Below are 21516 nucleotides of genomic sequence, written 5' to 3' on the forward strand. Positions count from 1 at the left end.
TCAACCGCGCTCCGCCACGACCGGCACGCCGGTGCGCTGGATTTCACGCGACCGCGCGATCCACACGCGCAGCAGCGCCAACAGCAAGTCGATGTCCACGGGTTTCGCGATATAATCGGAGGCGCCCGCATCGAGGCATTTCTGCCGGTCGCCCTTCATCGCCTTGGCGGTCACCGCGATCAGCGGCAGCTCGCTCAGCTCGGTGCGCTGGCGGATCTGCTGCATCGTCTCATAGCCGTCCATCTCGGGCATCATGATGTCGATCAGCGCGATATCGATGCCGGGCGTCTGTTCGAGGATCAGGATGCCGTCCTTGCCGCGCTCGGCATGCATCACCTCGACCCCGTGGCTCTCGAGCACGCTGGTCAGCGAATAGATGTTGCGGATGTCGTCGTCGACGATGAGGATTTTCGTGCCGGCCAGCTCGGGCACCACTGGTCCGATCCGCGGCAAATCCTCGGCGGCGTCAGCTGGCCGCACGCGATCGGTACTGGCCTCGATCCTTGCGGCAAGATCGGCGAACACTCCACGCAGCGCCGCCGCGTCGGCCGGTTTCTCGGTCACCGCCACCGCACCGAGGTCGAGCGCCTGCGCCACGCGGTCGGCGCCCGAGATGACATGGACCGGAATGTGCCGCGTCTGCGGATCGTGCTTGAGCAGATCGAGCAGCACGAAGCCGTCGATGTCGGACAGGCCGAGGTCGAGCGTGATCGCGTGTGGCTGGAGCTTGCGCGCCATCGCCAGCGTGCCCGATCCTGCGACCGACACCACGCCCTTCAACCCCGCCCCGCGCGCGATGTCGAGCAGGATCGAGGCGAAGGTCGGATCGTCCTCGACGATCAGTGCGAACGGATCGCCGTCGAGCGCGTCGCGGTCGTCGCCCAGATCGATCGCGGCCGCCAGCGCGCTCGGCACCACTGCGCCGCTATTGTCGTAGCGCGCAGGCGTGCCTTCGAGCGCGGGCAGCGCGGGGGCGGCGGCCTGGAGCGGGACGAACAGCGTGAAGGTCGAGCCCTCGCCCGGAGTCGAGCGCACTTGCAGTTCGCCGCCGAGCAGCCGCGCGATCTCGCGGCTGATCGACAGACCAAGGCCGGTGCCGCCATACTTGCGGCTGGTGGTGCCGTCGGCCTGCTGGAACGCCTCGAAGATCAGCTTCTGCTTGTCCTGCGGGATGCCGATGCCGGTGTCGGTCACCGCGATCTCGATCGCGGTCTCGGCGCCGCGCAGCACGGGGTGGTTGAGGCTCCAGCCGCCCACCGCCGGCCGCACCGCCAGCGTGACGCTGCCGTGCGAGGTGAATTTGAAGGCGTTGGAGAGCAGGTTGAGCACGACCTGCTGGAGCCTTTTCTCGTCGGTGCGGATCGAGCCCGGCAGCGCGGCATCGAACTCGACCACGAAGTCGAGCCGTTTGTCCGCCGCGAGCTGGCGGAAGGTCCGCTCCATATGCTGCTTGAGGCCCGCCATCGGCATCTCGCCGATCTCGATCGACACCGTGCCGGATTCGATCTTGGACAGATCGAGAATGTCGTTGATCAGGTTGAGCAGGTCCGACCCCGCGCCGTTTATCGTGCGCGCGAATTCCACCTGCTTGTCGTTCAGATTGCCCTGCTGATTGTCCGACAGCAGCTTGGACAGGATCAGCAGCGAATTGAGCGGCGTGCGCAGCTCGTGCGACATGTTGGCGAGAAACTCGGACTTGTATTTGGAGGTGAGCGCAAGCTGCTCGGCCTTCTCCTCGATCGCGCGGCGGGCCATGTCGATCTCGATATTCTTGGCCTCGACCTGCTTCTTCTCGTTCTCGAGCAGCTGCGCCTTTTCCTGCAGCTCCTCGTTGGTGTTGTGCAGTTCTTCCTGCTTGGTCGTCAGCTCGGTCTGGCGCGCCTGAAGCTCCTGAGTCAGCAACTGCGACTGTTCGAGCAGACCCTCGGTGCGCATCGTCGCGGCGATCGTGTTGAGCACGATGCCAACCGATTCCATCAACTGGTCGAGGAAGTTCTGGTGCGTTTCGTTGAACTCGCCGAACGAGGCGAGCTCGATCACCGCCTTGACTTCGTCCTCGAACAAAGCCGGCAGGATCGCCACATTCGCCGGCGCGGACTGGCCGAGGCCCGAACCGATGCGCAGGAAGTCGGCGGGGACATTCTCCAGCACGATCGGGCGCTTGTCCGCTGCGGCCTGGCCGATCAGTCCCTCGCGAAGCGCGAACCGCGCCTTCAGTTCGTCGGGGCTTTCGGCGCCATAGCTTGCCGCCAGTTCGAGCGCGGTGTCGTCGCCGTCGCGCGCGGTGACGTAGAACACGCCATATTGCGCGTTCACCAGCGGCGCGAGTTCGGACATGATCAGGTTCGACACGGTGGTCAGGTCGCGCTCGCCCTGCAGCATGCGGGAAAAGCGCGCGAGGTTGGTCTTGAGCCAGTCCTGCTCCGCATTCTTCAAGGTCTGTTCCTTGAGGTTGCGGATCATCTCGTTGATATTGTCCTTGAGCGCGGCCATCTCGCCCGACGCTTCCACCGCGATCGATCGCGTCAAGTCGCCCTTGGTCACCGCGGTCGCCACCTCGGCGATCGAGCGCACCTGATTGGTGAGGTTCGCCGCCAGCTCGTTGACGTTGTCGGTGAGGTCGCGCCACAGGCCCGCGGCGCCCGGCACACGTGCCTGTCCGCCGAGCTTGCCCTCGATGCCGACCTCGCGCGCCATGTTGGTCACCTGGTCGCCGAATGCCGAGAGCGTATCGATCATGAAGTTGATCGTCTCGGCCAGCGCGGCGATTTCGCCCTTGGCGTCCACGGTCAGCTTGCGCTTGAGGTTGCCCTGCGCCACCGCGGTCACCACGTCGGCGATGCCGCGGACCTGGTTGGTGAGGTTGGTCGCCATCAGGTTGACGTTGTCGGTCAGATCCTTCCACGTCCCGCCGACGCCCGGCACCTGCGCCTGTCCGCCGAGCTTGCCTTCGGTGCCGACCTCGCGCGCCACGCGCGTCACTTCCGATGCGAAGCCGTTGAGCTGATCGACCATCGTGTTGATGGTGTCCTTGAGCTCGAGGATCTCGCCCTTCACGTCGACGGTGATCTTCTTGGACAAGTCGCCGCGTGCCACCGCGGTGGTCACCTCGGCGATGTTGCGCACCTGCCCGGTGAGATTGCCGGCCATGAAGTTCACATTGTCGGTCAAATCGGCCCAGGTGCCTGCGACGCCGCGCACCTGCGCCTGCCCGCCGAGCTTGCCCTCGGTGCCGACCTCGCGCGCCACGCGCGTCACTTCCGACGCGAACGAATTGAGCTGGTCGACCATCGTGTTGATGGTGTTCTTGAGCTCGAGGATTTCGCCCTTCACGTCCACCGTGATCTTCTTGGACAGATCGCCCAGCGCCACCGCGGTGGTCACCTCGGCGATGTTGCGCACCTGACCCGTCAGGTTCGCCGCCATCGCGTTCACATTGTCGGTCAGATCCTTCCACGTGCCGCCGACGCCCGGCACCTGTGCCTGTCCGCCGAGCTTGCCCTCGGTGCCGACCTCACGCGCCACGCGCGTCACCTCGGCCGCGAAGCCATTGAGCTGGTCCACCATCGTGTTGATGGTGTCCTTGAGCTCGAGGATTTCGCCCTTCACATCGACGGTGATCTTTTTCGACAGATCGCCCTTCGCCACCGCCGTCGTCACCTCGGCGATGTTGCGCACCTGACCGGTCAGATTGCCGGCCATGAGGTTGACGTTGTCGGTCAGATCCTTCCACGTGCCGGCGACGCCCTCGACTTGCGCCTGCCCGCCGAGCTTGCCTTCCGAGCCCACTTCGCGCGCCACGCGCGTCACTTCCGACGCGAAGCCGTTGAGCTGATCGACCATGACGTTGATGGTGTTCTTGAGTTCGAGAATCTCGCCGCGCACTTCGACGGTGATCTTCTTCGACAGGTCGCCCTTCGCCACGGCGGTGGTCACATCGGCGATATTGCGCACCTGACCCGTCAGGTTTGCCGCCATCAAATTCACATTGTCGGTGAGATCGGCCCAGGTGCCCGCGACGCCCGGCACCTGCGCCTGTCCGCCGAGCTTGCCCTCGGTGCCGACCTCGCGCGCCACGCGCGTCACTTCCGACGCGAAGCCGTTGAGCTGGTCGACCATCACGTTGATGGTGTTCTTGAGCTCGAGAATCTCGCCCTTCACGTCGACCGTGATCTTCTTGGACAAGTCGCCCGACGCCACCGCCGTCGTCACCTCGGCGATGTTGCGCACCTGACCCGTCAGATTGTCGGCCATCAGGTTGACGTTGTCGGTCAGGTCCTTCCACGTTCCCGCGACACCCGGCACCTGCGCCTGTCCGCCGAGCTTGCCCTCGGTGCCGACCTCGCGCGCCACGCGTGTCACTTCGGAAGCGAAGCCGTTGAGCTGGTCCACCATCACGTTGATGGTGTTCTTGAGCTCGAGGATCTCGCCCTTCACATCGACCGTGATCTTCTTGGAAAGATCGCCCGAGGCCACCGCGGTGGTCACCTCGGCGATGTTGCGTACCTGTCCCGTCAGGTTGGCCGCCATCAAATTCACATTGTCGGTCAAATCGGCCCAGGTGCCGCCGACGCCTTCCACGCGCGCCTGCCCGCCGAGTTTGCCTTCGGTGCCGACCTCGCGCGCCACGCGCGTCACTTCGGATGCGAAGGAATTGAGCTGGTCGACCATCGTGTTGATCGTGTTCTTGAGCTCGAGGATCTCGCCCTTCACCTCGACGGTGATCTTCTTGGACAGATCGCCCGAGGCCACCGCGGTGGTCACCTCGGCGATGTTGCGCACCTGCCCGGTCAGGTTGGTGGCCATCGCGTTGACGTTGTCGGTCAGGTCCTTCCAGGTGCCGGCGACGCCCTTCACCTTGGCCTGGCCGCCTAGCTTGCCCTCGGTGCCGACCTCGCGCGCCACGCGCGTCACTTCCGACGCGAACGAGGCGAGCTGCTCGACCATCGTGTTCACGACCTTGCCGATGCGCAGGAACTCGCCGCGCAGCGGGCGGCCGTCGATCTCGACCGTCATCGATTGCGACAGGTCGCCCTTGGCCACCGCGCCGATCACGCGGCTGACCTCGGCGGTCGGCTGCACCATGTCCTCGATCAGCTCGTTGAGTGAGCGGAGCTTGGTCTCCCAGCCGCCGGTCGCGCCGCGCACCTGGCCGCGCTGGTTGATCTTGCCTTCCTTGCCGACGACACGCGAAAGTCGCTCGAACTCGTCGGTCATCTGCGCTTCGAGCGTGACGACCTCGTTGAACAAGGTTGCGATCTCGCCGTCGATGCCGGGCAGGTCGTCGGGCATGCGGACGGTGAAGTCGCCTCGGCGGAGGCTGCGTAGGGCGGAAACGAGTTGGCGGCGATCAAGCGTATCGGGGGCGGTCTGCGCGTGCACCAATCACTCCTTGCATCTCCCTCCCGCGAGAAAAACGCAATTAGAACAACCCCCCGGCTGTGCGCGGGATGTAGCAGATGTGCTGCGGCTCGCGCGAGAAAAAACAGGGTTACCCAAGCCAGCCTGTCGATAACCGGGTTTTGCCCGGCAGAATCCGGGCGTCGCGGAACGAACGTCACGCTTCGCGGCGGGAGACATTCACGGGTTCGCTAGCGACGCATCGGAGAAATCGACTGGCGGCATACGCCTCGCCGGGGCAGGCCAGTCCCGCCATGCCGCTGGATCGGCTGGACGGGCATGACCCGGAGCAGGCGGGGAGAGGGTGATGCGGATCGCAAGGACGATGGCGGCGGCCGCGGTGCTGGCATTGGGCATGCCGGCCGCCGCGCAGGATGGACCGCCGCCGGTGGTGGCGGCCGAGGCGCCGACCGAGCCCAAGGCGATCCCGCTCTACGGCGATGCGACGCCGGGGAACGCCGCGACCGAGAATTGGGGGCGGATCGGGGGCGCCAGCTATTTCGTCCGCAACGTCACCCGTCCGACGCTGACCCCTGTTCTTCCCGATCCGGCCAAGGCGACGGGGGCTGCCGTGGTGGTGGCGCCGGGCGGCGCGTTCATGGGGCTGGCGATCAGCCATGAAGGGTGGCGCGTCGCGCAGGCGCTCGCCGATCGCGGGATCGCCGCCTTCGTGCTCAAATACCGGCTGCTGCCGACGCCCGGGGACGAGGCGGAGGCCGGCCGGTTCATCGCGCAGCGCCTCGCCGCCGCCGATGGCGGCAATGCCGACGGCCCGCCCCGGATCGGCAATCCGCAGACGACGCAGGACGGCCTCGCGGCGCTGGCCATGGTCCGCGCTCGCGCCGCCGAATGGGGCGTGGATCCAAAGCGGGTCGGCATGATCGGTTTCTCCGCCGGGGCGATGACCGCGCTCAATACGGCGCTCGCTGCCGGCGCCGACGGCAATTCGTCCGAGGGTCCGGCATTTATCGGTTATATCTATGGGCCACAGGACGCGCCGGCGGTGCCGACGGATGCGCCGCCGCTGTTCGACGCGATCGCCTTTGACGATCCCCTGTTCCCGACCAAGGGGTTTCCGGTCGCCGCAGCATGGCGCAAGGCCGGGCGTCCGGTCGAGCTGCACGCCTATCAGCGGGGCAGCCACGGCTTCGGCCTCGGCCTCAGTGGCACGACGACGACCGGCCTGCTCGACCAGTTCACCGCCTGGCTGACCATGCAGGGCTTTTTGACGCCGGCTGGCTCGCGATGACCCGGCCGCGATTGCAGGAGAGAGCATGAACCGGATTTGGTGCGGCACGCTCGGTGTGCTGATGGCGACGTCGATGCTGGGCGGTTGCGCTTCGACGCCGCCGCCCGCGGTTCGGACGAGTGCGGCCGATCCGCTTGCCGCCGGTTTCAGCAGTCCGCCGCGCTCGGCGCGTCCGCGCATCTGGTGGCATTGGCTGAACGGCAACGTCACCAAGGAAGGCATTGCCCGCGATCTCGAATGGATGGAGCGGATCGGGCTGGGCGGCGTGCAGAATTTCGACGCCAGCCTCGGCACCCCGCAGGTCGTCGACAAGCGGCTGGTCTATATGACGCCGGAATGGAAGGATGCGTTTCGGTTCGCGGTGGCCGAGGCGGATCGCCGGAACCTCGAATTCGCCATCGCCGCATCGCCCGGCTGGAGCGAGACGGGTGGCCCATGGGTCAAGCCCGAGGACGGGATGAAGAAGCTGGTATGGTCGGAAACGACCATCCCCGGCGGCACGCGGTATCGCGGCGTGCTGCCCGCGACCCCGGGCGTCACCGGCCCTTATCAGGGCGCTGCGTTTCACGACCCGCTGTCGCTCTCGGGCGAGACCGCCGCTCCACCAAGAGCGCAGGGAAGCATTGCGGTGATCGCGGTGCCGCTTTCCGCGCCACCGCTTCCGGCGCCGCGGCTCGCGACGGCGACGGGCACCGCGCTCTCCGGCACGGCCACGCTCGACGGCGATTTCGGGACGTCAGGCGCGCTGCGGCTGGACGAGCGAATGGAGGGCGACCTGCGGATCAGCTATCCGCGCGAGGTGACTGTTCGTTCGGCGCAATTGTTTATCCCGGGATTGAAGAACCCGTTTCGCGCCGCGCCGCTGATCCCGCTGCTCGAAGCCGAGACGCCGCAAGGCTGGCGGCGGGTCGCGCAGTTCGAGTTGACCGAGGTGCCGAGCAGCGTCGGCTTCGCGCCCGTCAGCGCGCGCAACTTCCGCGTGCGACTGGCCGCGAACACGGACGGCAAGGGACCCAGCATGGAGCGCCCCGCGGAGGGCGCCGAATCGTTCGATATCTTTGCGTTCGGCAAGCTGGAGAAGGTCGATATCGCGGAATTGACGCTGTCTCCCGAACCGCGCCTGGGTCATGCCGAGGAGAAAGCGGGGTTCGCCACCCTGCTCGACTATCACGCCGCCGCATCGGCTGCCGATCTGGCGGGCATCGACCCGGCGCGCGTGATCGATCTTACCGGACGCGTCGGCAGCGACGGCGCGCTCGACTGGACGCCGCCGGCAGGAAGCGGCTGGCGAATCCTGCGCTTCGGCTGGTCGCTGACCGGCAAGACCAACCACCCGGCACCGCCGGAGGCCACCGGATTGGAAGTCGACAAGCTCGATCCCGCGGCGGTGGAACGCTATCTTGAAACCTATCTGGCGATGTACCGCGATGCGCTGGGCGCGGACGCGAAGGCGCTCGATGCGCTGCTGACGGACTCGATCGAAGTCGGCGCGGCGAACTGGACGCCAGCGATGGAGCGCGAATTTCAGGCCCGTCGCGGCTATGCCCTGCGGCCATGGCTTCCCGCACTGGCCGGCGCTGTGATCGGATCGGCCGCACGGACCGAGAAATTCCTGTACGATTACCGTCGAACCCAGGCCGAGATGGTCGCCGAACACCATTACGGCACGGTCGCCAGGGTGGCGCGGCGGTATAGGCTGAAGGTCTATGGTGAGGCGCTGGAGAATGGCCGCCCCTCGCTCGGCGACGATCTCGACATGCGCAGCCATGCCGATGTGCCGATGGCGGCGCTGTGGACTTTCGGACGTGACGAGGGGCCGCGCTGGTCGCTGGTGGGCGACATGAAGGGCGCCGCGTCGGTCGCGCATGTCTATGGCCGCAAGCAGGTCGCGGCGGAATCGATGACCTCGGCCAACGCGCCTTGGGCGTTTGCGCCGCGCGACCTCAAGCGCATCATCGATTTCGAATTCCTGCACGGCATCAACCTGCCGGTCATCCACACCTCGGCGCATGTGCCGGTGGAGGACAAGAAGCCGGGCCTGTCGCTGATGATCTTCGGCCAGCATTTCAACCGCAACGAGACCTGGGCCGAGATGGCCGGGCCGTGGATCAGCTATATCGCGCGCAGTTCCTACCTGCTCCAGCAGGGGCGCGATCATGCCGATGTCGCGGTGTTCCATGGCGAGGAAGCCCCGTTGACCGCGCTGTTCGCCGCGGGCGTGCCGCAGGGGCTGCCGCAGGGCTATGCCTATGACTTCGTCAATGCCGCGATGCTGGCCGACGCGCTGCGCGTGGAAAACGGCATGATCGTCAGCAGCGGCGGGGCGCGCTACCGCGCATTGCAGCTCGCGGGTTCCAGCGAGCGGATGACCTTGGCGACGCTCAAGCGGATCGCCGCGTTTGCCGACGCGGGCGTGATGATCGTCGGCCGCCAGCCCGTCGCCAGTCCGTCGCTGATCGACGATCCCGCCGAGTTCGCCGCGCTCGTCCGGCGCGTGTGGTCGCTGCCCAATGTCGTCGGGCCGGTCGCGATCGAGCGCGCGATGGCGGCGGCGGGCTTGGCGCCGGATTTCGCATTCGGCGGCGCGAATGCCGATGCCGATGTGCGGTTCGTCCATCGTACCCTCGACGATGGCGAGCTGTATTTCGTCAACAACCGCCGCGACCGGGCCGAACGCGGCGAGGCGCGCTTCCGCGTCACGGGCAAGGTGCCCGAATTGTGGGATGCCATTACCGGTGAGGTGCGGCCGCTGCCCTATCGCATCGAAAATGGCGTGACCGTGGTGCCGATCGAGCTCGCGCCGGAGGATGCCAAGTTCGTTGTGTTCCGCACCGCGGCAGTGGCGGACTCAAAGGCCACCGCGACGCTGGAGCTGACTCCGCTCGCCCGCGTCGATGGCGCATGGAGCGTCGCGTTCCAAGCCGGACGCGGCGCGCCCGATGCGATCCGGCTGGATCGCCTGATCTCGCTGTCGCAGCACGATCAGCCCGGCGTGCGCTACTATTCGGGGATCGCGACTTACCGCACGACCTTCACCTTGCCCAAGGCGCAGGGTGCGCGGGGCAAGCTCTGGCTCGATCTCGGCGACGTCGCGGATGTCGCGGAGGTCCGGCTCAACGGCAAGCTCGCCGGGATCACCTGGTTCGCGCCCGATCGGGTCGAGATTTCGGGGCTGGTCGTTGCCGGCGCCAACGAACTCGAGGTGCGCGTGGCGAACAAATGGATCAACCGCCTGATCGGCGACAAGCAGGCGGGGGCGGACAAGGTGGCGTTCGTCGCGGCGCCGACCTATCGCGCCGACGCACCGCTGCGCCCGTCCGGATTGATCGGCCCCGTCCGCATTCTCGCGGCGCGGTGAAGCGAGCTATCGACTGCATCGATATCACTGAATGCAATGAGGCAATTTTACATGCCTCGTCCGAACCGAAATGATCGTCGGGTGAAATCAAGCGAATGCCGGACCTGATCCGGCATCGAAAGCGGGAGGGGAATGATGGCCTATAATATCGGACGCAGCCTGTATGCAGGTGTCGCGCTCGCGGTGCTTGCCGCCACGGCGCCGGCGCAGGCGCAGGACGAAAGCGCTGCCGCGCAGAGCGACGAGGGCGCGATCATCGTCACCGCGCGCAAGCGTGCGGAGAATCTGATCGACGTACCGCTTGCGGTCACCGTCGCCACGCAGGAGCAGCTGGCGCGCGATCAGGTCTATAACGTCAACGACCTGCAACGCGTCGCGCCGGCGCTGGAAATCAGCCAGACCTCCGGCGGCGAGACCAATGGCGGCGGACGCCTTCGCGGCCTTGGCACCGGCGTGTTCAACCCGTCGGTCGCTTCGTCGGTGGCGCTGGTGATCGACCAGGTGCCGGTCGGCAACCTCAACTTCCCGCTGCTTTACGATCTGGCTCAGGTCGAGGTGCTGCGCGGGCCGCAGGGCACGCTGTTCGGGCAGGGTGCGTCGGCCGGTGTGCTCAACATCACCACGCGCAAGCCGTCGTTCGACAAGATCGCGGTGAACGGCAGCGTCGACTTTGCCGACAAGGGCACGGCGGGGTCCGAGGTCGGCGAGCTGGTGCTCAATGCCGGGTTCAACGTGCCGCTCGGACAGAATGTCGCGCTGCGCTTCTCCTCGCAGTACAAGAAGGAAACCGGGCTTCAACGCAGCGCGACGACCGGCAAGGACAACGAGATCACCGATTTCGGCCTGCGCGGCAAGTTGCTGTTCGAACCCTCGGACGCGCTGTCGATCACGCTGACCGGCGAATATGGGAAGGAAAAGACCGACGGTCAGACCTTCTTCGCCATCGCCATCGCGCCCAATTCCACGACACCGTTCGGCGCGCCGGGCGGTACGCTGGGTGGCACGTCGACGGGTGCCTATACCAGCGCCACCGGCTGCAAGATGCCGGTGATCAGCGCGCGCGCGGAATGGTATTGCGAGGCCGCGCCGACGCAGATGGACATCGAGTTCATGACCGCCTCGGCGCTGATCGATCTCGAGCTCAGTGACTCGCTCAGCCTGACGTCGGTCACCGGCTATCGTGATCGCCGCTTCGACCAGTCGAGCCGCGACTTCTCGCGCATTCTGCCGCAGCCCGCCGCGCGCCAGGAGCGGACGCGCGAGGATTCCGATCAGTTCAGCCAGGAACTGCGCCTCAACTATACCGCGAGCGGCTTCGACCTCGTCACCGGCGTTTTCTACAACAAATATACGTTCGACCGGCAACCCATGGGTGCCGCGCCCTACACTTATGGCAGCCGGCTGCCGGGCCAGCGGATCGGCTTTTCGGTCTGCGCCTATGACGGCAGCTTCTGCCCTGTGCCGCCGAGCCTGACCGATGAGAATACCAGCAACCGCGTGCTGGCGGCGTTTGCCGACGCGACGGTCAAGCTGGGCGCTCAGGTCGAGCTGTTCGGCGGCCTGCGGCTCGACGATTACAAGAACACGACGCGGACGCAGACGCTCGGTGCGACGACCGGCGCGGCATCGACTTTCGTGACCACCGACAGCAACGTGTCGGGCCGCATCGGCGTCAGCTTCAAGCCCAATGCCGATACGAACCTGTTCGCTTCCTACTCGCGCGGTTACAAGCCGCCGGCGGTCGGCACCGATCCGTCCGGCGTGCTGTTCGAGCTGAAGCCCGAATCCGCCAACGCCTTCGAACTCGGCGCCAAGTTCGGCGTCGGTCGGCTCCAGCTGTCGGCCAACGCGTTCTATAGCGAGCTGCTCAATTTCCAGAGCCAGACCAGCGTGTTCGTCGGCACCGCGCTGATCTCACGCCCGCTCAACATCCCCAAGATCACCTCCAAGGGGTTCGAACTGAACGCGTTCGGCCAGATCGCGCCGGGCTTCAACATCAACGCCGGCTATCAATATAACGACATCAAGTTCCCGGCCGGCTATCTCGGCGATGACGGCGGTCAACTGGGCGGCACGCAGTTCCTCAATGCGCCGAAGCACAAGTTCACCCTGTCGGGCGACTATGGCTTCGCGCTGAGCGAGGGGCTCGAACTCTTCGTCAACGCCAACATGGTCTACAAGAGCTCGGTGCTGCTCGCGACGCGCGCGGACCCGCGCTATCGCTATCCGGCGCACGAGATCATCAATGGCGGGATCGGCGTTCGCGCGCCCGACGGTGGCTGGACCGCATCGCTGTTCGTGCGCAATCTGACCAAGGAGCGCGAGCCGACCGCCTATCTCGCCAGCACCTTTGCGGGGCAAGCCGATGGCGGCATCCGCGCCTGGCCGGTCGCGGGGCTTACCGCGCGCGTCGTCGGCGTGCGGGTCGGCTTCGACTTCTGAAGCAGGCGGGACCGGGGCAATTCGGGGGGCGGTGGCCGCGGGCGACCGCCCCCTTTTCTTGAGGAGCAGCATGTGAAGCTCGACCGTCGTAATTTCGTTTCGCTCGGCGCCACGCTCGCCACCGCCGCCGTCCTGCCAGCCGGTGCGCAGAGCCGGGGCAAGCTGGCTTTTCCCAAGGGCTTCATCTGGGGTGCGTCGACTGCCGGGCATCAGGTGGAGGGCAACGACACCGCGTCCGACACCTGGTTCATGGAGAATATCGCGCCGACCGTGTTCAAGGAACCGGCCGGCGATGCCGCCAACAGCTTCGAACTATGGGAAACCGATCTCGATCTGTGCAAGGCGATGGGCCTCAACGCCTATCGCTTCAGCGTCGAATGGTCGCGCGTCGAGCCGGAGAAAGGCCGCGTCTCGCAGGCCGCGCTCGATCATTACAAGCGGATCGTCGCGGGCTGCCACAAGCGCGGGCTGCGGCCGATCGTCACCTATAATCATTTCACCTCGCCGCGCTGGTTCGCAGCGGCGGGCGGCTGGCTCAATCCCGACGCAGCGGCCTGGTTCGCCGCCTATTGCGAGCGAGTGACTCGCGCGTTCGGCGATGGCATCGACCATGCCGTCACCTTCAACGAGCCGAACCTGCCCAAGCTGATCGGCAGCCTGAACCTGCCGCCGCAGATCGCCGAGATGGACCGCAAGACGCTCGAGCGGGCGGCTGAGCTGACGCGGAGCGAGCGGTTCGTCCCGACCAACGTCGTGCTGCCGCAAAATCTGCAGCCGATGGAAGCTGCGATGCTCGTCGGCCATGCCCGCGCACGGCAGGCGATCAAGGCGATCCGCGGCAACCTGCCGGTCGGCTTCTCGCTGGCGATTTTCGACGATCAGGCGGCGGGCGGCGGCACCGCGAAACGCGACGCGGTGCGCCGTCACCTCTATGGTGCCTGGCTCGAAGCGGCCAAGGCTGACGACTATATCGGCGTGCAGAATTACGAGCGCGCCATATGGGGTGCGCAGGGCCGCCTGCCCCCGCCGGACGGGGCGCGGCGCGGGCATTTGGGGGCGGAGGTCTATCCCGCCTCACTCGCCGGCGCGGTGCGCTATGCCCATGGCGCAACGGGCAAGCCGGTGCTGGTCACCGAGCATGGCGTCGGCACCGATGACGACGCGACGCGCCAGTGGATGATCCCCGAAGCGCTCGGCCATCTGCACAAGGCGATGGCCGATGGGGTGCCGGTGAAGGGCTATTGCCATTGGTCGCTGATCGACAATTTCGAATGGATCTTCGGCTATGGACCGAAATTCGGGCTGCACAGCCTCGACCGCAAGACATTCGTGCGAACACCCAAGCCGAGCGCCAGGCTCTATGGCGCGATCGCTCGTGCCAACGCGGTCTAGGAGTCGCGCCATGCGGATAATCCTGACCTTCCTGCTTGCCCTCCTCCCGCTTGGACCAGCCTGGGCGCAACCCGCCCTGTCACAGGCCAATCCCGAAACCGTGCCGCCCGTCCGCCAGCCGGAGATCGCACTGTCGGATCGGCCAGTCGGCGCCGAGACCTGGACGCGGGTGTTCGGCCAGACCTGGGTGCGCAATGTCGAACGGCCGACATTATATCCGGTGCGGCCAAAAAACGGGCGCAACACCGGCAAGGCGGTGATCGTCGTCCCCGGCGGCGGCTATCAGTTCGTGTCGATCGGCAGCGAGGGCTTCGACGTCGCCGAACGGATCGCGGCGCAGGGTCACACCGCCTTTGTGCTCAAATACCGCCCCAAGCCGACCCCGCCGGCGCCGGGTGCGTTCATGGCCGAAATGGCGAAGGCGTTCAGCGGGCTGGGCAAGGGCGAATTGCCGGACCATCCGCCAGCGGTGGATGATCTCGCCGCCGCGATCGACCGTGTTCGCGCCGATGCACGCGACTATGGCATCGATCCGCGGGAAATCGGGGTGATCGGTTTTTCCGCCGGGTCGCGCACGGCCATCCGGCTGATCGAGCAGCGCCCGCAGGCGGCGTCGCTCGACCATGTCGCGCTGATCTATCCACCGATGACTCAGACGATCACCGGCGGTCCGCGGCCCGACCTGTTCCTCGCCATCGCTGCCGATGACCCGCTGTTCGTGCAGGGCGGTCTCAAGCTGGCGGACGGATGGCTGAAGCAGAGCCGCGCGGTCGAATTCCATCTCTATTCGGCGGGTAGCCACGGCTTCGGGATGCGGCCGCAGGGGACCACCAGCGACCTCTGGATCGACCAGTATCTGGCGTGGCTGGCCCTGCAATGATGCGCACGGCGCTCGCGGCGGCAAGTGTGCTGGCGCTCGGTGGATGCATGGGGGCGGGTCCGCGAGCGGTCCCGCTCGTCGCGGGGGAGACCCTAGCCAAACACGACTATTCGCTCGCCGACACGCCGAACAAGCGCACCGCGCTCGCCTATCTCTACACGGCGTGGAACGATGGGCGCGTCGCCTATGCCCGCCAGATCTATTGGGTGCCCGGCTCTTTCCCCGAACCGGCCAAGGGCACCGCGCCCGCCGATCTGCCGCGCAATATCGGCACGCCGCATTATACGATGAAACAGGTGGTGGAGGAGCGGGACCGGGTGGTCGTGCTCGCTTTCGTCAAGGGCGTCGGCATCGGCCAGCCGATCACCACCATTTTCGGCACGCCCGGCGGCACCAAGATCGGCGACGCGGTGGTCGAGATCTTCCAGTTCGCCCCTGACGGCCGGATCGCCCGCAAATGGGATTTCATCCAGCCGGTGTCCGAGGAAAGCTACGACTTCCGCTGATCCGCTGCCTGCTGCGCGCTCATGAAGCGCAGCAACGGTCCGCGCGTCGCGATCACCAGCACCAGGTTGAGCGCCAGCGCGCTTGTCGCGACGATCTGCATGGCCAGCCCAAGCCGGCCCTCGCCCACGACATATTCGCTGAGCCAGCCGACCAGCGCCGGCCCGCCCGCAAAGCCGATGATGCTGATCGCGAAGATCATCACTGCGGAGATGCGCGAGCGCAGCGCCGGTGGCGCGACTTGCTGCGCCAGCGTGTTGTTGAGCGCGTTGAATGGCGTGATGCAGAGCAGGAACACGAACAGCAGCGGATAGAAGCTCGCGGTGTCGCGCGCGCCGAAGGCCAGCCAGCCGAGCGGGATCGACAGCGCGATCGGCAGCAGTCCGACGCGGATCGGCGCGTCGAGCGCGCCGCGGCCCGCGAACCAGTCGACGATGATGCTGTACAGCCCCTGGCCGAGGATCGCGGCCGCGAGCAGGATGCTGCCCATCGCCGCGCCCGCCGCCATTGGCGATACGCCGAGCGTGCGTTGAAGATAGGCGGGCACCCAACCCGTCACCACGCCGAGCGAGATCGCCGAAACCCCGGCTGAGACGAAGATCAGCGTCATCAACAGCGCGTTGCCGCGCAGGAACGGCCAGAACTCGCCCGATGTGCCGACGTCGGGCGCGGCGCGCACGCGATGCGGCTCGTGCAGAAGCGGGATGAGCATGAGCGCGAGCAGCCCGGGCAAGCCGATCAGCACGAACGCGACTCGCCACGGCGCCAGCTCGCCAAGTAGCGGCCAGCCGGCGAACGCCCCGCTTGCCCCTCCGGCAAGGATGGCCCCGGCTGCCGCGACGCCGATCGCCGGTCCGACCTGGAAGCCGATGCCCTGCACGGCGAGCGGCTTGGCGAGCGCATGGCGTGGAAAGCTGTCGCCGATGATGCCGTGCGAACAGGGGCCGATCGCCGCCTCGCCGGCGCCGACGATCATCCGCGCAAGAAACAGGCTGACGAAACCGGCCGCAAAGCCGCAGGCGATCGTCGCCGCCGACCAGACAGCCAGGCAGATGGCGAGCACGCGCCGCCGCGAGAAGCGGTCGGCGGCCATGCCGATCGGGAGCAGGAACAGGACGTAGAACAGCGTGAAGGCGAGCCCGATCAACAAGCTCGCCTTGAAATCGCCGAGCCCGAACTCCGCCTTGATCGGCCCGATCAGCATCGAGATCGCCATGCGGTCGGCCAGCGCGATCGAGGTCAGCACGAAGATGACCGCCGTCGACAGCCATGCCTGGCCGCGGGTGGGCAGCGCCGTTAGCGGCTCGCCTGCTGGTGCCACCTGATCCCCTCCATATCTCGCCGCCGCGCCATCGCGCCGGTCGTGTTCGTCAGGAACGTCCGGCGCGTTCGAGATCGTCGCGCTTGGCGATCTTGTGCTCGTCTTCGGACAGACCGGCCTTCCAGTAGCTCGAAATATACAGGCGATCGGGGCCGAGGCCGCGTTCGTCACGCAGATAGCTGCGCAGCGCGCGCATCGCGGCGAACTCGCTTGCCACCCACGCATAGATATCGGCGTCACCGGAATCCGCGGCGCGCAGCCGTTCGGCGATCGCGGCGCCGCCGGTGCCGGGATGCGGGTTGACGATCCAGTCGATCTCGACGCCATCGGGCTTGGCCAGCGGCTGACGATCCGCGTCGCTCTGCACTTCGATCACCGCGACCCCGCGTGCGTCGGCGGGCAGGCGTTCGAGATTGACCGAGATCGCCGGGAGCGCGGTCATGTCGCCAGCGATCAGATAGCGCGCGTGTCCTGCGGGCAGCGGCTTGGCCGGCCCAGGTCCGCCGACCTCGATCGCGTCGCCTTCGCGCGCCGCGAGCGCCCAGTCCGTCGCCGGGCCATGCCGCCCGTGATCGTCCGCGTGCAGCACGAAATCGAGATCGATCTCCCCATCGCGCTGATGGCGGATGGTGTAGGTGCGCACCACGAGCCGGTCGCCGCCATCGGGGAACAGCCGCAGTTTGACATAGCCGCCCTCCGCTTCCGGCGGAAAGCCAGCCAGCCCTGCGCCGCCCAGCGTCACGCGCAGCATGTTCGGCGTGATGCTGCGTTTGGCGAGCACGGTCAGGCGGCGCGGCGGCGGGCGGTTGGGCGGCGCCATCAGGCCGCGGTCCGTCCGCCCAGCGTTTCGGCGAACCAGTCGGCGATATAGTCGATCGCGAAGGCGTGATTGTCCGCGCCGACATGCTCGACCCCGCCTTCGCGCGGCGTGAACCATTTGAGCTCGCGCCGCGGCGAGTTGATCAGCTGGTCGTAGCTCTGGTCGGCATAGTCCTTCGAGATTTGCCGATCCTGGACGCCGTGCGTGACGAGGAACGGCACCTTGATCCGGTCGAGATGGCCGTTGAGGTTCATGTCCTTCGTCTTTTCGAGGAAATCATCCATGTCGCTGGCGCCGAACACCCAGAAGACGTGATTCCAGTAATGCGGGACCGGGTTCTCGCCCTCGCGCTTCATCCGCCCGAACTGCACCTCGTGCCAGTTATGGTTGGCGCCCCACGCCGCGCCGCTGGCGAAGCGCGGCTCATAGGCGACCGCGCGCGGCGCGTAATGACCGCCGAGCGAGATGCCGGTCATGCCGATTTTGTCGTTCGCCACATCGTCGCGGGTCTCGAGATAGTCGACCCATTTCGACGCCCAGCGCTCGGCATAGGGGGTCGCGGGCAGCCCTTCGAGCCGCAGCGCCTCGCCGGTGCCCGGCTGATCGACGCAGAGCGTGTGGATGCCGCGCTTGGCCAGCGCATAGGGGATGCCCCCCATCCACAGCATCTCCTTCATCGAATCGAGCCCGTTGCAATAGACCACGCACGGCATCGGGCCGTCACCCGGCGCCTTGTGGAAGAGGCCCGAGATGGTCTTGCCCTCATAGGGGATTTCGACCCGCGTGACTGGATCGCCGGCGAGCTGGACGCCGCGCAGGAAATTCGAAATCGCCTTGGCATAGGTTTCCTCGCGCCCCGGATGGCCGAGTCCCTGCATGCGCTCGCCGGTCTGATAGTAGATCGCGCTGCGCTTGAACTTGTTGCCAGCCGAGAATTCGCGGCCCTGCGCCAGGTCTTCCTCGCCGAGCTCGACCAGCTTGTCGGCCATCTTGACCCATTCGATCATGAAATCCTGGGTGTTGGCGTCCTCGCCGGCCTGCGCCTTGGCCTTCAACGGCTCGATGATGTCGATGATCTCGCCGATCCGCCCTCCATTTTCGAGCGCGATCGAAACCGAGAGGTTCCAGACATAATTGGGAAAGGGTTCGAACAGGGCCACGACTTAAACTCCTGCGGATTGGAACAGCCCGGCATCGGGCTCGGGACGCGGCATGGTCTGCGGACCGCCGAAGCCGGTACCCCATTGGTCCATGATGTCGGGCGCCGGAGCGAAGGTGCGCGGCTCCCAATGGTCGTCGTCCACCGTTTCGAGGTCGGAGGTGTATTCGACCGCGAATCCGTTGGGGGTCACGAAATAGCTGAAGGTGTTGTTACCCGCCGTATGGCGTCCCGGCCCCCACACCGTGTCGGATCCGGCACGGCGCAGCCGCTTGAGCCCGCGCATCATCTCATCGACGTTCGGCATGTCATAGGCGACGTGGTTGAGACAGGCCGGGCCGGGCAGGAAGGCGATGCGATGGTGCGCGCTGTTGCAGCGGATCAGGCTCATGAAATCGCCGATCCAGTCCGACAGGCGGAAACCCAGCGTGTCGATGAACCACTGGGTGATTTCCTTGTGTTGCGGCGAGTGGAACACCACATGGCTGATCTTCTCGGGCACCGCTTCGCGCGGTTCCAGCGCCCGCATCGGGCCGCGCTCGACGTCCGACGAGATTTCCATCGGCATGCCGTCCGGGTTGAAGAAGCGAAAGCCATAGCCGCCGCCGAACTGGTCGAGCTCGCGCGGGGCGAAGACTATCTCGCAGCCGGATGCGAGGACTCGATCGTGAAGCGCATCGACATCGGCACGGCTGGCCGCAGCGAGACCGACGACGTCGATGCGGCGCGGTTCGCCCTGCCGCAGCCGGACGACGAACAGCTCGTCATGCCCTTCGGTCGCGAAATAGACGAGCCCGTCCGCTTCTTTGACCTCGCGCAGCTTCCACACGTCGCGATAGAAGCTGCGCTCCGCCTCCAGATCGGGGACGGCATAGCCGACATAGCGGACATCGGTGACACGGCTCATTGAATTCCTCTTTTTCTGCTGGCGGCCTAGCCGGTGCCGGCGCCAGCCGAAATGCGACTGAATTGATCGGGACCTATCGACTTCATTCATTCGTCCCGCGCGCCCGTGATCCATAGGATCGTCCAGCAAGCGCCGCCGGAAGCGGACGGGAGAGGACAGGATGAGCGCACGCCACGACCCGGGGTTCATGACGGGCATCTCGCTGCTGCTGCCGATCACGCTGTCGACGATGGCGATCGTCCTGCTCGCACCGATCCTGCCGTTGCTGCTGGACGAGTTTCGCGGGGTCGCCGGGCATGACTATCTGGTGCCGATGATCCTGACCGTGCCGGCGCTGTGCGTGGCGCTGCTGTCGCCGGTGGCGGGGATGCTGGGGGACTATTTCGGGCGGCGCAAGCTGCTGCTGTGGTCGTTCGTGGGCTATGCCGTGGTCGGCATGTTGCCGGTGTTGCTGAGCGATCTGACCGCGATTCTGATCAGCCGGATCGGCGTGGGGATCGCCGAAGCGCTCATCATGGTGCTGTCGACGACCATGATCGGCGATTATTTCCGGGGAAGCGCCCGCGACAAATGGCTCGCCGCGCAGACTGCCTTCGCGTCGCTGTCGGCGCTGCTGTTCTTCAATCTGGGCGGGCAGCTCGGCCAGTTCGGCTGGCGCACGCCCTTCTGGGTCTATGGCTCGGCGCTGCTGATGCTTGCGCTGGTGCTGGCCTTCACTTGGGAGCCCAAGGTTGCGCAGGCCAGCGCCGAGCCCGACGGGCTGCCGCGCAACGCGCGCTGGGACGGTTTTCCCTGGGCGCGCATGCTGACGATCGTCGCGATCACCATCTATGGCTCGGTGTTCTTCTACACGGTGCAGATCCAGGCCCCGCTCGGCCTGACCGAGCTTGGCTGGAGCGATCCCGCGCGGACCGGCTTCTGGACTTCGATCGCGAGCATCGGCGTGCCGCTCGGGACCTGGGTCTATTCGCGGATCAGCCGCTGGCCGGTCAGGCGGTTGTTGCTGGTCGAGTTCGCCATGCTCGCGGTCGGCTTCACCGTGATGGGCACCGCGGCCGCGCCCACGCAATTCCTGATCGGCTGCTTCATCAACCAGCTTGGCGCGGGCATGCTGTTGCCGACCTTGCTGGTGTGGGCGATGAGCCTGCTGCCGTTCGCGATCCGCAGCCGCGGGGCGGGGATGTGGACCGGCGCCTTCTCGATCGGCCAGTTCATCTCGCCGATCGCGGTGACGCTGCTGGGCAAGCAGTTTGGCGGTCTGCTTCCGGCGTTCGCGGCGCTGGCGGTGGGCGCACTGCTCGGCGTCGCAGTTGCGCTGCTTGGGAAATTCCAGCGCGGCGAGCATCTCGCCGACGGCGCGGTGCCAGCGCATGGCTGACCGGCTGGCCGGCAAGGTCGCGATCGTCACCGGCGCCGCGAACGGCATTGGCCGCGGTTGCGCCGAGATGTTCGCGGCTGAAGGCGCCACGGTGATCGGTATCGACCGCGAAGACGCCGACGTCGTGTGCGACCTGCTCGAGGAAGAGGAAGTGCGTGTGCACTTTGCCTGGCTCGGACGCGAATATGGCCGCGTCGATATTCTGGTCAACGCCGCCGCGTTCGCGCATTTCGCCTGGATCGGGGCGATGAACTACGCACAGTGGCGCGAGACGCTGGCCGGAGAACTCGATATCGTGTTCCTCGCCACCCGCGCCGCCTGGCCCTATCTCAAGGCGAGCGGGGCGGCGAGTGTGATCAACTTCGCGAGCGCCAACGCCGCGCATGCGCTGCCCGGCTCGCCCGCATTGGCGCATTGCGCGGGCAAGGGCGGCGTGCTCGCGATGACGCGTCAGCTGGCGATGGAGGGCGCGCCGCACGGCATCCGCGCCAACACCATCTCGCCCGGCTTCATCCGCACTGCGGCAACGGAACGGCATCTGGCGAGCGATCCCGCGCTCGAAGTGCAGGTGCGCGCCAAGAACATGCTCGACCGATTGGGGGAGCCGGCGGACATCGCGTGGTGCGCGACCTGGCTGGCGAGCGACGAGGCGCGCTATGTCACCGGGGCGGACATCGCGGTCGATGCGGGGGCGACGGCGTGGTGA

At 66.6% G+C, this 21516-nt stretch carries 13 protein-coding genes; 8 read left to right on the forward strand and 5 right to left on the reverse strand.

The features are described from left to right. The gene (locus tag M9978_RS05550; protein WP_254291986.1) at nucleotides 1–5382 is read right to left on the reverse strand and encodes a HAMP domain-containing protein; all 5382 of its coding nucleotides are present in this window, start codon (nucleotides 5380–5382) and stop codon (nucleotides 1–3) included. 325 nt (nucleotides 5383–5707) lie between these two features. Here M9978_RS05550 and M9978_RS05555 point away from each other — a divergent pair, with 325 nt between their 5' ends. From M9978_RS05555 to M9978_RS05580, 6 genes are all read left to right on the forward strand, one after another. Then, entirely contained in the window at nucleotides 5708–6649 is a 942-nt protein-coding gene (locus tag M9978_RS05555; RefSeq protein WP_254291987.1) for an alpha/beta hydrolase, read from the forward strand. A 25-nt stretch (nucleotides 6650–6674) separates the two neighbouring features. Then, a complete protein-coding gene (locus M9978_RS05560; RefSeq protein ID WP_254291988.1) occupies nucleotides 6675–10007 on the forward strand; it encodes a glycosyl hydrolase in 3333 nt (1110 codons plus the stop codon). 135 nt (nucleotides 10008–10142) lie between these two features. Continuing rightward, nucleotides 10143–12449: a TonB-dependent receptor gene (locus M9978_RS05565; protein ID WP_254291989.1), complete on the forward strand. Its 2307-nt coding sequence runs from the start codon at nucleotides 10143–10145 to the stop codon at nucleotides 12447–12449. Between the two features lie 72 nt (nucleotides 12450–12521). After that, a complete protein-coding gene (locus M9978_RS05570; protein ID WP_436977165.1) occupies nucleotides 12522–13841 on the forward strand; it encodes a glycoside hydrolase family 1 protein in 1320 nt (439 codons plus the stop codon). Nucleotides 13842–13851: 10 nt separating this feature from the next. Next, nucleotides 13852–14721: an alpha/beta hydrolase gene (locus M9978_RS05575; protein WP_254291990.1), complete on the forward strand. Its 870-nt coding sequence runs from the start codon at nucleotides 13852–13854 to the stop codon at nucleotides 14719–14721. Nucleotides 14722–14768: 47 nt separating this feature from the next. Next, entirely contained in the window at nucleotides 14769–15227 is a 459-nt protein-coding gene (locus M9978_RS05580; protein ID WP_254291991.1) for a hypothetical protein, read from the forward strand. Here M9978_RS05580 and M9978_RS05585 read toward each other — a convergent pair. Genes M9978_RS05585 through M9978_RS05600 form a run of 4 tightly spaced genes read right to left on the reverse strand, consistent with a single transcriptional unit; the run spans nucleotide 15212 to nucleotide 19432 of the window. Next, nucleotides 15212–16546 (reverse strand): MFS transporter, encoded by a 1335-nt coding sequence (locus M9978_RS05585; RefSeq protein WP_254291992.1) that lies wholly within the window; start codon nucleotides 16544–16546, stop codon nucleotides 15212–15214. The two genes, M9978_RS05580 and M9978_RS05585, sit on opposite strands and share 16 nt — an antisense overlap. 49 nt (nucleotides 16547–16595) lie before the next feature. Then, the gene (locus tag M9978_RS05590; protein WP_254291993.1) at nucleotides 16596–17366 is read right to left on the reverse strand and encodes a siderophore-interacting protein; all 771 of its coding nucleotides are present in this window, start codon (nucleotides 17364–17366) and stop codon (nucleotides 16596–16598) included. Next, nucleotides 17366–18526 carry an alpha/beta hydrolase family protein gene (locus M9978_RS05595; protein ID WP_254291994.1) on the reverse strand — a complete coding sequence of 387 codons (1161 nt, stop codon included), beginning with the start codon at nucleotides 18524–18526 and terminating at the stop codon, nucleotides 17366–17368. The genes M9978_RS05590 and M9978_RS05595 overlap by 1 nt, the downstream gene beginning before the upstream one ends. A 3-nt stretch (nucleotides 18527–18529) precedes the next feature. Then, nucleotides 18530–19432: a VOC family protein gene (locus tag M9978_RS05600; protein WP_254291995.1), complete on the reverse strand. Its 903-nt coding sequence runs from the start codon at nucleotides 19430–19432 to the stop codon at nucleotides 18530–18532. 160 nt (nucleotides 19433–19592) lie between these two features. On the opposite strand from M9978_RS05600, the gene M9978_RS05605 reads away from it, so the two are divergent. Together M9978_RS05605 and M9978_RS05610 are read left to right on the forward strand one after the other, a co-directional pair. After that, complete coding sequence (locus tag M9978_RS05605) at nucleotides 19593–20810, forward strand: MFS transporter (protein WP_254291996.1); 1218 nt, start codon at nucleotides 19593–19595, stop codon at nucleotides 20808–20810. Further along, nucleotides 20803–21516 (forward strand): SDR family NAD(P)-dependent oxidoreductase, encoded by a 714-nt coding sequence (locus M9978_RS05610; protein WP_254291997.1) that lies wholly within the window; start codon nucleotides 20803–20805, stop codon nucleotides 21514–21516. Before M9978_RS05605 ends, M9978_RS05610 begins: the two co-directional genes overlap by 8 nt.

This window comes from Sphingomonas tagetis, from assembly GCF_024211275.1.
GTDB classification, from domain to species: domain Bacteria; phylum Pseudomonadota; class Alphaproteobacteria; order Sphingomonadales; family Sphingomonadaceae; genus Sphingomonas; species Sphingomonas tagetis.

Coding starts and splice junctions, on each gene's coding strand:
- M9978_RS05575 (WP_254291990.1), top strand. CDS start 13,852: ATGCGGATAATCCTGACCTTCCTGCTTGCCCTCCTCCCGCTTGGACCA.
- M9978_RS05605 (WP_254291996.1), top strand. CDS start 19,593: ATGAGCGCACGCCACGACCCGGGGTTCATGACGGGCATCTCGCTGCTG.
- M9978_RS05580 (WP_254291991.1), top strand. CDS start 14,769: ATGGGGGCGGGTCCGCGAGCGGTCCCGCTCGTCGCGGGGGAGACCCTA.
- M9978_RS05560 (WP_254291988.1), top strand. CDS start 6,675: ATGAACCGGATTTGGTGCGGCACGCTCGGTGTGCTGATGGCGACGTCG.
- M9978_RS05555 (WP_254291987.1), top strand. CDS start 5,708: ATGCGGATCGCAAGGACGATGGCGGCGGCCGCGGTGCTGGCATTGGGC.
- M9978_RS05590 (WP_254291993.1), bottom strand. CDS start 17,366: ATGGCGCCGCCCAACCGCCCGCCGCCGCGCCGCCTGACCGTGCTCGCC.
- M9978_RS05610 (WP_254291997.1), top strand. CDS start 20,803: ATGGCTGACCGGCTGGCCGGCAAGGTCGCGATCGTCACCGGCGCCGCG.
- M9978_RS05600 (WP_254291995.1), bottom strand. CDS start 19,432: ATGAGCCGTGTCACCGATGTCCGCTATGTCGGCTATGCCGTCCCCGAT.
- M9978_RS05565 (WP_254291989.1), top strand. CDS start 10,143: ATGGCCTATAATATCGGACGCAGCCTGTATGCAGGTGTCGCGCTCGCG.